The following is a 13,018-nucleotide window of genomic DNA, read 5'->3' on the forward strand; positions in this document are numbered from 1 at the left end:
TTTTTACATTTCTTGTTCGGATAACTGACGTACAGCAGTAGCGCTATCACATTCAAGTGCACGCTTTGCAAGCACTTGAGCTTGGCTGTAGTTAAGTGTACGAATTTGGGCTTTAACCAAAGGAATACTATTCGGTGACATACTAAGCTCATCCACCCCTAAGCCCATTAGAATGGGTACAGCTTTTGGATCGGCTGCGAGTTCACCGCATATACCAACCCATTTGCCATGCTTATGTGCAGCTTTTACAGTTTGATCGATCAATTGCAAAATACTTGGGTGTAGTCCATCAGCTTCAGCCGATAGAATAGGGTGTCCACGGTCAATGGCTAATGTATATTGAGTTAAGTCATTTGTTCCGATACTGAAAAAGTCTACTTCTTGCGCGAGAATAGGTGCAAGTAAAGCAGCAGAAGGAACTTCTATCATAATACCAACTTGTAAGTTAGCGCATGGATGTACAGCTTTAACTTCATCAAGAATAGCTTTTGCAGCACGCCATTCTTCCACACGGCCAATCATTGGAAACATGATTCGTAAAGGACGATCATCTGCAGCTTTAAGCAAAGCAATAAGTTGTTGACGCAACAGCTCTGGCTGTCTTAGCGTTAAACGGATACCTCTTAGACCTAAAAATGGATTTTCTTCTTCAGCAATTGGAAGATAAGGAAGCGGTTTGTCACCACCTACATCTAGCGTACGTACTACGAGAGGGCGGCCCGCTAGAGCATCTAAAACAATACGATAATCTGCTTCTTGGGTAGCTTCACTCGGAGCACTACTATGCGCCATAAAAACAAGCTCAGTCCTGAGTAGGCCAATTGCTTCAGCTCCACATTCTACCGCATGGGCTGTTGCTTGAACTTTTCCTAAATTGGCAGCAATTTCGATTTGATGTTGATCTAGAGTAATCGCAGGTTCTTGGCTGTGACGTTCAGCTTCTTCACGAATTTTTTTCTGAAGCTCTCGTTCTTGTTTTGCTTGTTCGATTTGTTGAGCATTGGGATTTAAGATAAAAGCTCCAGTATCTCCATTAATTAAAAGAGAACTTTTTTGCTCAATATCTAGTACTTGATCACCAGCACCAACAATTGCAGGAATACCCAAAGCACGAGCAACAATAGCACTATGAGCGCTTGCACCACCTACAGCTGTCAAAATACCCGCTACTCGATCTTTATTAAGTCGGGCTACATCACTTGGGCCCACATCGTACATGATCAAAATATAAGGTTCTTTAGGTTCTTCGATGATGACCTCACCGCAAAGTTGAGCCAAAACGCGATCACCAATATCACGTAAATCTGTAGCACGTTCAGCTAGTAATCGATCTGGTAAAGCTGCTTGCTCTTTGGCTGCTGCTTCAATATGTTCATGCCATGCAGCAGGGGCTGAAAGATTTAAGTTAATCTTTTGATAAACACCATTAATCAGATCTGGGTCGTCAAGCATTTCCAAATGTGCTTGGAAGATTTGCTTAATCTCAGCCACTTCAGATTTTGCAATAACTTGGTGAATATTGTTTTTAACAGCATGAAGCGCAATATCAAGTTTTTCTTTCTCTACTTTGACACTTAAACCCATACGTTCATATTGGTAAACCTTTGGCTTAATTACATGTACAGGTCCGAAAGCTAAACCGCTTGAAGCAGCAATTCCTGTATTTGTGCTAAGTGGTTTTGAATGGCTTGGGATTTTACTAGATTGCTCTATTTTGATGTCTGAAGATTGTATAGGTTCAACTTCTTCACCTAAGCCTTGTTGCACTGCCAAAATAACTTTATCTAAAGCTTCAACAGCATCGGTTTCTGGTTCGGCAATGAAACGTAAAGTTTGGCCACGTTTACAACCTAAAGCCAAGAGGCGCGTCAAACTTTTAGCAGAAACAAAATTTCCGTCATCTACTGCGACCTGAATATCACCTTGAAAACTTTTGGTTAAGTTCACTAAATGAGTTGCTGGTCGAGCATGTAATCCATGTGCATTAGCGAGTACAACAGAACGATGAGGCCAATCTGGAATAACATCTGCACCAATGATTTTAGCAATTTCATTTGGTGCTTGTGTTTGGTCTAATTGTGCAACTTGCTCTGGATTAAATAGAATATCAATCAGTCGATTAAATCTTTGGCTATCTAATTGCTCGTTGGCAGCTATACACACTAGCGTGTTTAATTTTTTTTCGTTTAGCTCTAAAGCATGGCGAGGTTTTACAATGCTGATCGCTGGTTGTTGAACAAACTTACTACTTGAAATAGACCAGATCTGATCTTGTAGTTGAATAACTTGATCAGGGTCAAGTGAACTTAGAAAACCGCACTTTACGAAATTGTGTTTTTTTAAAATCTGAGATGCAGACCAAAATAAATCTTCAATATCTTGAGATTCAATTTCAGTTTGAATTAAATTCTCATGTAAAGTTAAAGATAATGGTTGAGCTTGTAAGATTTCAATAATTTGTTCAGGTTGTTTAGCATTTTTTACCTGTTCACTTACATCATGCATTAAAGCTCGAGTTAATATTTGTAGAACTTGTAAATGTTCATCAGATTTTGCTGCAATAACAACAGCTAAATAAATTCTGTTTTCACCATCCCATATAATTCCTTCTGGAAAATGAGCTAAACGGATACCTGTTTCTAGAATAAATTCGCGCGATTGGGGTGTGCCGTGGGGAATAGCAATGCCTTGACCTAAATAGGTGGCACTTTGTTGTTCCCGATTGATGAGTCCTGTAATGTAGTCAGGTGTAACTAACCCATCTTTTACCAATATATCTACTAGACACTGTAATGCATGCTTTTTATCAACAGCATGTTGATTCATATGAATATGTCGAGGCTCTAGTGCTAGCATACTTATCCTTGAACAATTTCTTTGGTTTAGCTAAACAGAAAAAAAGAAGCTGTTTGTATTAAAAATAGGTTAGTTTAACCGTTTTTAAACAACAGCTTCGTATAAATAACGATAGCAGAACTTTAAAGCTATATCGACGTATTTACGTAAATAATGCTTGTTTTTAATACAAAGGAATAGGTGGTTAATATATTTTGATTTCTTATGATAATTATTAGGTTAATAAACTAACTTTATAAAAGAAGTGGGTATTAATATTAAAAAAAACCTCTATACCGGATTACGGGTATAGAGGCAAAAGTAAAAGATCAATAGATTAGTGTTGGATTTCCTGTTCTAGGAGTGACCATAAGTTTTGATGTGATTTTTTAAACATTAGCATGTGCCCAATTGATTTATGCCCAAGTTTCATGGGATTTAGCTCTAGCATTTTTGTAGGTGCATTAGGATAAAGTTTTAATAAATCTTCAACGTTACGCTCGGTTGCAATTTCATCGTCACTTGCCCAAATTGAAGTAATAGGGCAGATAATTTCACTATGAAAATCATGATGGACTGTTTTACCTATAGCATTTTTCACATAGCCTGGATGGCTGCAAAATTCTCGCCACTGTTGGGCGACTTTTTTAGGTAAGTTTTCTCCCATTCCAATAAATTGAGTAGCACCATAACCTTTAAAAGCACTAGAAATTGGAAAGATGACATTGAACATTACCGGTGCTAAAAACTTGGTTTTACCTTTAAGACCTTTTACATGGCCAGTGGAACCTGCGACCGCGATAACTTTTGCTACTTTATGAAAATTAGGAACAATTCCTAATAACTGACCACCAGCACTGTGGCCCAGAAGGGTAACTTGTTCTGCTTTAGTTTTTTCTAATAACGTATCAATTGCGCAAGGAATATCGAGAACTCCCCAATCATTAATACTTGCTGTACTTTGCTTCAAAGACCCGTGTAAGGAGCCTCCAATTCCACGGAAATCAAAGCTTAATACGTCATATCCTTGTTCGCTTAACCATGTAGCAAAAGAGTGATAGAAGTTTTTAGTAATACCTGTTGCAGGACAGATCAACACGGGATTTACTGATTTTGGGGATTGAGCTGGATAAAAATGTGCAGCAAGTTGATAACCATCTTTACAGGTCATCCAAAATGATTCAAAAGTGTTATCCATAATATTTCGTAGTGATTGGTTTATTGATATCTTTAATTTACACGAGTTCCGAAATGAAACTTGGTTAAAAGGTGACTATAAAGTCAATATTTATGTTATATAGCTCATTAAATTTGAATAAAACAAATAATTGGAAAAAAGATGGATTTACCGAAAGCTGTACAGCTCGCAATTGTGTTTAGTGGCATATTTTTATGGATAGGGATGTTAACCGGGGTATGGAAATATTGGCAAATACGCCGTTCAGAATTAAGTCGTGCTCATTATTATGTGGATATCGCTCATCGAAGTAGTTTGTTATATGCAGCTGCTAGCCTAATTCTAGCTGTATTAAGTTATTTTACTGTTTTAAATGAAAATATTACTTTATGGTGTGTATTCGCAAATATTCTATTTTTTAGTTTTTCAATTCTGGTTTATATCATACATGGCTATTTACAGGACACAACAAATCAATTCAAACGTCCTCACAAGCTAGGTCATTTTAGCTTACCTTCATGGATGATGACTTTAATGATGGTGGGATTAATTGTGACTGAATTAGTAGCTACAGCTATTTTAGTTATCGGAACAATTTTTTTATTTTTAGGTGTATAAAAATGGATGATTACTCATCCATTTTTTAAGTATTCGAGTTTTGTTGACTAAGACGTCTTTTAGCTAGTTTTCGCATCTTATGATCGACAAAGGCCCACACACAAAATATGAAAGAAACGACCATCGCATACATAAAGTATTCGGGCTTCAGATTTCCTTTAATCATACCTTGAAACAGTAAAGTCAGCATAAGAGCAAGCGGTGTTACTCCATAAACAACTGAATCTTTGCTGTTCAGAGTGTTAATGAAGACTTGTTTGTTGAAATGTAATGATAACATCTCCATCCCTCCTTGTGGTTGCGCTAAAACCGAATGTTTTAGTCAAGAATAAGTTTAATGTTGTACTTCTATTTTTAATTCAATTCAATAGTGAATAGAAAATTTTTTGAACAGTTTTATAAAAAACTCTATGTTTATAAAAGGTTAAGGTATTAAAAAAGTAAATATTAAATATTTTTGTATAAAATACTTACTTTTTTAGAAAAGAGAAAATATTTAAATGAAAAGTGTAATAATTTCTCTTTTCTATCATTTCAGGTTAGCTGTTTTGTTTTTTTAAAAATGTATCAATCGCATGTTGAGCAATTTCTGCATCTTCAAAAGATTGGACACCAGAAACGCCAATCGCCCCTAAAATTTGCCCGTCATAAATAATCGGTTTTCCACCTTCCAACATTCCTTGAGCACTAGGCATACTTAAAAAACCTAAGCGTCCACTTTGTAGAAGTTCTTCATAGAATTTTGAAGGTCTACCTGATATCGAAGAGCATTTTGCTTTTTCTAAACATAAATGTGAGGATAAAGGTGAAGCACCATCTAAACGTTTCATCATCAGTAGAGAACTTGTTTCATCAACAATAGCAATACTGACTTTAAAGTTGTGTTCAATTGCATATTTTTGAGCTTCTTCCATTAAAAACTCTGCATCTGCTTGTGTTAGGTAATATTTACTTTTCATTGTTGCTCTTCTTTCCTAGTAAGCTAAAAATTATTTTAGTGTAATTTTACAGTAAAAACTGATTATATCTATAGTTGATTTGTCATTGAAAGTAGTGTGGAAATAAAATGCCGGTTGGGTAAACTCAGCATTTTATTCAATATATAAAATCATGTTTGGGTAAAACTCGATTTCAAAAAAGACACTAAATTAAATGTTTTTAAATTTAACTTTGTCGATAATTACGGTAATTGCTAGAACAACTAAAGATGGGATCAACCAAGCTAAGTTTTGTTCATTTAAAGGTAAATGTTGAAGAAATTCAGGTAAATAATCTCCAAAACCAGCAACTTTAATACCGTCAATAATACCGAAAATTAAAGCAATACTTGTTACCGAACCGACAATAAAAGAAGGTTTGTGCCAAAATTTCCAAAAGAAGCTCAGCATAATCACAACAATTGCTGGTGGATAAATTGCACTTAAAACAGGTACTGATACAGCAATAAGTTTGGTTAATCCAAGATTAGAAATGATGAAAGAGAAACCAACTAAAATGAATACTAAAAGTTTGTAAGGCAATTTAGTTAACTGAGCAAAATACTCACCGCAAGCACAAGTTAAGCCAATCGCTGTTACCATACATGCTAGAAAAATTAGTCCAGTTAAGAATAATGAACCCATATTGCCAAAAGCATGTTGAACATATGCATGTAAAATTACTGCACCATTTGCTGCATTTGGTGCTACTTCATGACTACCTACACCTAATTTGAATAAGCTTAAATAGACTAAAGTTAGACCTGCACCAGAAATAAGACTGGCAATAATCGCATACTTAGTGACTAATTTTTTATCGGTAACACCACGCGAATAAATCGCTTGAATAATTACGATACCGAATACTAATGCGCCTAAAGTATCCATAGTGAGATAACCGTTTACGAAACCTTCCGAAACTGGAGATTCAACGTAATGGTTGATTGGAGCAGGGACGTAACCCGCTGGGATCATAACTGCTGCAATACCTAAAATTGCTAAAGCAATAATTTTTAGCGGAGCAAGCACATGGCCAACAGTATCTAATAACTTGTTTGGATAAAGTGAAACTACAGTTACAAATGAAAAATAAATTGCGCTGTAAATTAAAAGGCTACTACTTGATGTTCCAAAATAAGATGAAAAACCAATTTCATAAGAAACAGTAGCTGTACGTGGAGTAGCAAATAAAGGGCCTACTGATAAATAACAAACAACGGTTAAAATCAGACTTGCTACTCGACCGAGAGGAGAGCTAATAATTTCAATGGAACCCTGCATACGAGAGAGTGCCATGATGGTAATTACAGGTAGACCAACTGCAGTAATCAAAAAGCCTATAGCGGCTAGCCATACATGATCACCGGCTTGTTGAGCGACAATGGGAGGAAAGATAATATTGCCAGCCCCAATAAAAAGAGCAAAGGTCATAAAACCTAGGGCAATAATATCTCCAGTACGGAGATGTTGCATAAATTAAAATTAATAAAAAAGAAGGAATTTTAGAGCAAAAGAGATCATGATCAAGCGGTATTTTATGTGAAAAAGATTTTTTTCAGAGCATAAAAACCTTTAGTAGATATTAAAAATATCAACTGGTTAAGGTATGTATTTGAAAAACCATTGAAAGAAATTAGGAAATCATTTTTTGCCTCTGACTTTTTAAAGAAATTATGCAAAAATAAAAGTATGAATTTCTATTATGAATGTTGAATATTTGGGCATTTAATGCTTCCAGCCTATCCTATATCCGTTCTAGAATATTCTAAATTAACTTACATTTTTGTAGGCGTGGTAAAAGCAATGTCTACGAGGATAAAATTGAATGAGAGCTTCTACTGTTACAATAAAAACTGAACAAGATCTGGAAAAGTTAAGAATTTCTGGACGCTTGGCTGCACAAGTTTTAGAAATGATAGGGGCATATATTAAACCAGGTGTATCTACGGAATATTTAGATAACCTGTGTAATGACTATATTGTAAATACTCTAAAAGTTATTCCTGCGAATGTGGGATATCATGGTTTTACTAAAACAATATGTACATCAGTAAATGAAGTAGTTTGCCATGGAATTCCGTCACCGAATAAGATTTTAAAAGATGGCGATATTATTAATATTGATGTCGCAATTATTAAAGATGGCTATTTTGGTGATACGAGCCGCATGTATTTTGTAGGTGATGTAAACCCGCAAGCAAAAAAACTTGTTGATACAACTTATGAAGCGATGGTTGCTGGGATTCATGCTGTTAAGCCAGGAGCTACACTAGGTGATATTGGTTATGCTATTCAGTCAGTTGCTCATCGAGAAGGGTATAGCATTGTTCGAGAATATTGTGGTCATGGGATTGGTAAGGTTTATCATGAACAACCTAATGTTTTACATTATGGACAGCGCGGCCAAGGCTTAGTATTAAAAAAAGGTATGGTCTTTACAATTGAACCGATGATTAATGCGGGTAGACCACAGGTTAAAGAATTAAATGACGGATGGACAGTTATTACTCAAGATCTTTCGTTATCTGCGCAATGGGAACATATGGTTGCTGTAACTGACACTGGCTTTGAACTCTTAACACCTTGGCCTGAAGGTGTAGGAAACTATCCTGTAATTTAAAAATAAAAAAAGTTCGATAATTATCGAACTTTTTTTAAATTCATTTTAATGCTCAGAAAGATGTTCTACCAAATAATCAATAAATACTCGTACAGCAGGTAATAACCCTCGGCGTGATGGATATACAGCATGTAATATACCGTGAGGAGCTTTCCATTCCGGTAAAATTTGTACAAGCTGTCCAGATTTTAGAAAATCTTCTGCTGCGCTCTCTGGTAGTAAAGCGATTCCACAGTTTTGACTCGCTAATTGCGCCAACATATGGATATTTGTACCCATTACGATAGGGCTGACTTTGATTTTCTTTTGTTGATTGTCTGGACCATGCAAAAGGAATTGTTGATCAAGATGCTCTTCTGACAAACTTAAAATGCGATGCTCACTAAGTTGTTCTGGATTTTTTATATCTCCAAATTCATTTAGATATGCTTGACTTGCAAATAGACTCTGTTCAATAAGTGCAAACTGTCTAAGAACTAAACTTGGATCATCATCTAGTTTTGAGCGAACACGTAAAGCAATATCAATCCCTTCATTAATGACATCTACTCGACGATTGCTGACCATAAGTTGCAAACGAATTTCTGGATATTTTTTTAAGAAAGCAGGCAAAATTTTAGGCAGTTGATTTTGAGCAATATCAACAGGAACACTAACCTTTACAACACCTCTAGGTTGAATACTTAAATGATCAACCAAATCATGAGCAGCCTGTGCAGCATTCATCATGACTTGAGCATGTCTATAAATATCCATCCCAATATCTGTAACAGCAAAATGACGAGAGCTGCGTTGAATCAGGCGAACGCCTAAGTTTTCTTCTAGGCTATATACACGACGACTTAGTTTTGATTTTGGTATATCCGTTACACGCTCAGCGGCACTAAAACCACCATGCTCAACGACGAGAGCAAAACAATAAAAATCATCAAGATCAGTGAGCATTAAAATATCCTATTTCTGCAACAACCATGATTTTACATTATTATTTTTGCAACGATAATTCTTAAACTAAATTTTTTGTAATTAAAACATACACTAATGTATTTCCTTTAAATGAGACTTTGAAATTATATTGTCATTACAATGTAATTCTAATGTGCATTTTTGCTTAGTGTCTCTAACCTTTTCTAGAACTTTCAATTAATTTCTTTTACACTACAATTTTCTATTCTTCTCAAATCTAATGCATTATCAATTGATCGAACTTAACGATGCTTCTGCGAATATTGAATGTCCATTTTGCAAACAAGCAATAATTGACTGGGCGCAAGAACAATATATTCAGCCATGTGAACATACTTTATTTATTGCTATGGATTTGGGGTTTGAATTTATTGCTGATCGATTTGATGAGTGTATGGATCAAAATGTGGATGAGTTGCACGAAGATCCGAATATGAATATTTTTGAAGCTCTCACGACAACAACTTATGAAAATCTAATTATTTTAAAATCTGATTTAGGTGTGGAAAATTTATTTCGCTATGTCGGGGTAAGTGATCGTTAAAATTGAGAGTATAAAAAAGCCAATCTATTGATTGGCTTTTTTATTATTTACGCTTCTGGCGCTGCGCTGTATTGTTCAACTAATGGTTTTAATTCGCCATTTTGGAACATTTCAAGCATGATATCGCTACCACCAATAAGTTCGCCATTTACCCAAAGTTGCGGGAATGTAGGCCAGTTCGCAATTTTTGGTAATGTTGCACGAATATCAGGGTTTTCCAAAATATTTACATATGCAAATGGACGACCAATTTGACTGAGCGCCTCTACAGCACGTGCAGAGAAACCACATTGTGGAAACTGTGGAGTGCCTTTCATGTAAAGTAAAACGGGATGCTTCGCAATTTGATCGCGGATTAACGCTTCAGTATCACGTGCTTGTTCAGTCATAAAGAGATCCTCAACTAATCTAGCAGCATTATAGGGGGTGTTCACACCGCTTTGCAAACCACCTGATTACTTAAAGTTGCATTGAATATTCAATATTTTATTGTATAAACCGAAGCGATAGTAAAAAGCAGACGAAATTTTAGATAAATGAGTGATGAGACTTTTCATCAGAGCCAGTTTTTGCTTATATAAACCCTTCTTAAAACCTCATACAGACAGAGTTCGTTATGAATGATATTACCCTAGCTCCAATACAACCTGATCAACCATCACATTTAATGGCTACTTATGGTCGCCAAGCGATCAGTTTTGTACGAGGCCGAGGGGCATATCTATATACCGAAGATGGTACAGAGTATTTAGATGCTTTAACCGGTATTGCTGTATGTGGTTTAGGTCATGCGCATCCAGTCATTGCAGAAGCAATTGCTGAACAAGCTGCAACACTTGTGCATACGAGTAACTTATTTGAGATTCCTTGGCAAACGGCAGCTGCTCAGAAGCTTGCTGAAGTTTCGGGTATGGAAGAGATCTTCTTTTCAAACAGTGGTGCGGAGTCAAATGAAGGTGCCATTAAAATTGCTCGTAAATTTGGTACTCAACAAGGTGTAAGCTCCCCAAAGATAATTGTGGCAGAGCAATCATTTCATGGTCGTACTTTAGCAACACTTTCAGCTACTGGTAATAAGAAAGTACAAGATGGTTTTGCTCCTTTAACCAATGATTTTATTCGTGTGCCATTTGGTGATGTAGAAGCAATTCAAGAAGCTGCTTTGCAGCACCCAGATATTGTTGCGATTTTGATTGAACCTATTCAAGGTGAGGGTGGTATTAATACAGCACCTCAAGGCTTTAGCTATCTTGAAGAAGTCCGCACCATATGTAATCAACATAACTGGCTAATGATGCTAGATGAAATCCAAACAGGTAACGGCCGTACCGGTAAGTATTTTGCTTATCAACATACAAACATTGTGCCTGATGTTTTGACGACTGCTAAAGGACTTGGTAATGGCTTTCCAGTAGGCGCGGTAATGACCCAAGGTAAAGCTGTTGGCTTATTAGGACCTGGTAGCCATGGGTCTACTTATGGTGGCACAGTGCTAGGTTCTCGTGTGGTTTATACAGTAATTGATACAATCCAAAAAGAGAATGCTGTAGAAAACGCGGCAGTTGTTGGTGGTTATATTGTTGATCAATTACGTGCGCAATTGGCAGATAAAAATGTGCAAGTACGTGGCTTTGGTATGATGATTGGTATTCAATTGCCTAAAGACTGCGCTGAGCTCGTTGCAATAGCTCGAGATCAACATAAACTTATTATTAATGTTACAGCTGGTTCAGTAGTGCGTTTATTACCACCAATTAATATGACTCAAGCACAGGCTGATGACTTGTTAGAGCGTTTAGTTGCTTTAATTAATAACTATCTTTAAATTTTTACATCAATAAAAAATGGGCATATAAATGCCCATTTTTTATATGAAATAATTAACCAGAGATGTACTGTTTTAATTGTTCAATGAGATTTTTCTGATCTTCCATCGCAGCTTTTACTAAGTCGCCAATAGAAATAAATCCAACTAGTTTTTCATTGTCTAATACAGGTAAGTGGCGTAAGTGACGATCTGTCATAAGCTGTAAGCACTCTTCAACTGTATTGTTTAGGCTTACTGTAAGCACTTTAGATGTCATAATTTCAGCAACGGTAGTGCTATATGATGAACGTTCCATAAGCGTTACTTTTCGTGTGTAGTCACGTTCAGACAAAATTCCGACAACTTTTTCACCCTCAGCTACAACGAGCGCACCAATTTCTTTATCCGCCATAATCTTAATTGCTTCAAGGACAGTGGCTTCTGGAGAAATTGTAAAAATATCTTGCTCTGCTTTGTTCTTGATTACTTGTGCAACGATTGTCATTTCTTCTGTCCTGTGTTTTATCATTTTGTTTTAAATTAGCTTGATTTTATAAAAATGCAAAGACTGGATAGTCATTCAAATACAAGTTTTACATTCAAGCGTTCAAAAAGCATTCTAATAGAGATTAAGAACCTAAAGAAAAGTTTACGCTCCTTGCCAATTCGGATGTTTGAAAAAGAAATGTTGCATTTGCTGAGTAGATAACTTTAATTTTCTATGAGATGAATTAAACAAAGCAGGAGTAACGTTGAGTCGAGTTAAAGTTGGTAGTAAAGACTCATGGAAATCTTTAGGTGTAATTCTTCTTGGCTTGTAATGTGGCCAATGCTCTTGTGCGTAGCGATGTGCCTGCAAACCATTAAGCCAAAAAGGAAAAATAAAGTCTTCCTGATCTGATTTAATTGCCCATCCTTGATGAAATAATCCCCAAAGAACCCCGCAATACATCATGGTTCTTAAAATATAAATCTTAATCATCAAGTCTCTTGAAACCGGTTGTAGATTACTTAAACTATTCATTGTGAATTTAATGGTTCTTAACTTGTCTTGCTTATTATAAAAAAATCAGATGACATTTCAGTTTAAACAGGTATCAAATCGTAAACAAATATTCCAACTATGAAATTCTGTTCATTTACTTATAGTGTGTGAAGTTTTAAATCAATTGATAACTTTGGTTTTTTTATAGCTATAAAAAAACGCCACCTAAGTGACGTTTCTTTATGCTTGCATTGTGGCTAACTTTTGCCAATATTGCGCTTTAAGTGAGTCACGTTCAACACGGAAACCTTGATAATACAATTCTGCTAAGAACAGTGCGGCTTTACCGTGCCCAGCGCGAGCAACTTCTTCTAACTGTGCAACTGCATCCTGAAAATTCATTTGAGAGTGAATTGTATTTACTGCAGTTGCGTACACATGCTCTAAATCATGATGAGAGATACGTTGAATCATAGAAAACTCCTTATT

At 36.0% G+C, this 13,018-nt stretch carries 14 protein-coding genes; 4 read left to right on the top strand and 10 right to left on the bottom strand.

The features are described 5' to 3' along the window. Positions 1–3: 3 nt before the first annotated feature. Both ptsP and ACYU0V_RS07705 read right to left on the bottom strand, forming a co-directional pair. The gene (gene ptsP / locus ACYU0V_RS07700) at positions 4–2,856 is read right to left on the bottom strand and encodes a phosphoenolpyruvate--protein phosphotransferase (RefSeq protein WP_461849644.1); all 2,853 of its coding nucleotides are present in this window, start codon (positions 2,854–2,856) and stop codon (positions 4–6) included. Between the two features lie 316 nt (positions 2,857–3,172). Then, entirely contained in the window at positions 3,173–4,033 is an 861-nt protein-coding gene (locus tag ACYU0V_RS07705) for an alpha/beta hydrolase family protein (protein WP_025464285.1), read from the bottom strand. Positions 4,034–4,174: 141 nt separating this feature from the next. Here ACYU0V_RS07705 and ACYU0V_RS07710 point away from each other — a divergent pair, with 141 nt between their 5' ends. Next, positions 4,175–4,630 carry a hypothetical protein gene (locus tag ACYU0V_RS07710; RefSeq protein ID WP_461849646.1) on the top strand — a complete coding sequence of 152 codons (456 nt, stop codon included), beginning with the start codon at positions 4,175–4,177 and terminating at the stop codon, positions 4,628–4,630. Between the two features lie 25 nt (positions 4,631–4,655). Here the strand turns inward: ACYU0V_RS07710 and ACYU0V_RS07715 are convergent, their stop codons facing one another. From ACYU0V_RS07715 to brnQ, 3 genes are all read right to left on the bottom strand, one after another. Then, positions 4,656–4,910, bottom strand: a complete 255-nt coding sequence (locus ACYU0V_RS07715) for a hypothetical protein (RefSeq protein WP_005068965.1) — start codon at positions 4,908–4,910, stop codon at positions 4,656–4,658. A gap of 259 nt (positions 4,911–5,169) precedes the next feature. Further along, positions 5,170–5,589, bottom strand: coding sequence for a GlcG/HbpS family heme-binding protein (locus ACYU0V_RS07720; protein WP_046813672.1), 420 nt, complete (start codon positions 5,587–5,589; stop codon positions 5,170–5,172). Positions 5,590–5,778: 189 nt separating this feature from the next. Beyond that, complete coding sequence (gene brnQ, locus ACYU0V_RS07725; RefSeq protein ID WP_032006454.1) at positions 5,779–7,080, bottom strand: branched-chain amino acid transport system II carrier protein; 1,302 nt, start codon at positions 7,078–7,080, stop codon at positions 5,779–5,781. A gap of 352 nt (positions 7,081–7,432) precedes the next feature. Between brnQ and map the strand changes: the two genes are divergently transcribed. Next, the gene (gene map / locus ACYU0V_RS07730) at positions 7,433–8,227 is read left to right on the top strand and encodes a type I methionyl aminopeptidase (RefSeq protein ID WP_002121088.1); all 795 of its coding nucleotides are present in this window, start codon (positions 7,433–7,435) and stop codon (positions 8,225–8,227) included. A 45-nt stretch (positions 8,228–8,272) separates the two neighbouring features. On the opposite strand, the gene ACYU0V_RS07735 is transcribed toward map, so the two are convergent. Then, on the bottom strand, positions 8,273–9,172 hold the full coding sequence (locus ACYU0V_RS07735) for a LysR family transcriptional regulator (RefSeq protein WP_002120927.1): 900 nt from the start codon (positions 9,170–9,172) through the stop codon (positions 8,273–8,275). A 241-nt stretch (positions 9,173–9,413) separates the two neighbouring features. Between ACYU0V_RS07735 and ACYU0V_RS07740 the strand changes: the two genes are divergently transcribed. Continuing rightward, positions 9,414–9,737 (top strand): hypothetical protein, encoded by a 324-nt coding sequence (locus ACYU0V_RS07740; RefSeq protein WP_461849647.1) that lies wholly within the window; start codon positions 9,414–9,416, stop codon positions 9,735–9,737. 47 nt (positions 9,738–9,784) lie between these two features. Here the strand turns inward: ACYU0V_RS07740 and grxD are convergent, their stop codons facing one another. Further along, the gene (gene grxD / locus ACYU0V_RS07745; protein WP_002120913.1) at positions 9,785–10,126 is read right to left on the bottom strand and encodes a Grx4 family monothiol glutaredoxin; all 342 of its coding nucleotides are present in this window, start codon (positions 10,124–10,126) and stop codon (positions 9,785–9,787) included. A 227-nt stretch (positions 10,127–10,353) separates the two neighbouring features. Here grxD and ACYU0V_RS07750 point away from each other — a divergent pair, with 227 nt between their 5' ends. Further along, positions 10,354–11,562, top strand: coding sequence for an aspartate aminotransferase family protein (locus ACYU0V_RS07750; RefSeq protein ID WP_002121101.1), 1,209 nt, complete (start codon positions 10,354–10,356; stop codon positions 11,560–11,562). A gap of 55 nt (positions 11,563–11,617) precedes the next feature. Here the strand turns inward: ACYU0V_RS07750 and ACYU0V_RS07755 are convergent, their stop codons facing one another. From ACYU0V_RS07755 to ACYU0V_RS07765, 3 genes are all read right to left on the bottom strand, one after another. Next, positions 11,618–12,049 (bottom strand): CBS domain-containing protein, encoded by a 432-nt coding sequence (locus ACYU0V_RS07755; RefSeq protein WP_461849649.1) that lies wholly within the window; start codon positions 12,047–12,049, stop codon positions 11,618–11,620. A 144-nt stretch (positions 12,050–12,193) separates the two neighbouring features. Next, the gene (locus tag ACYU0V_RS07760) at positions 12,194–12,568 is read right to left on the bottom strand and encodes a DUF2750 domain-containing protein (RefSeq protein WP_461849651.1); all 375 of its coding nucleotides are present in this window, start codon (positions 12,566–12,568) and stop codon (positions 12,194–12,196) included. 201 nt (positions 12,569–12,769) lie between these two features. Next, the gene (locus ACYU0V_RS07765; RefSeq protein WP_002121063.1) at positions 12,770–13,003 is read right to left on the bottom strand and encodes an SEL1-like repeat protein; all 234 of its coding nucleotides are present in this window, start codon (positions 13,001–13,003) and stop codon (positions 12,770–12,772) included. Positions 13,004–13,018: the final 15 nt, after the last annotated feature.

The sequence above is a fragment of the Acinetobacter sp. X9 genome (genome assembly GCF_054889255.1).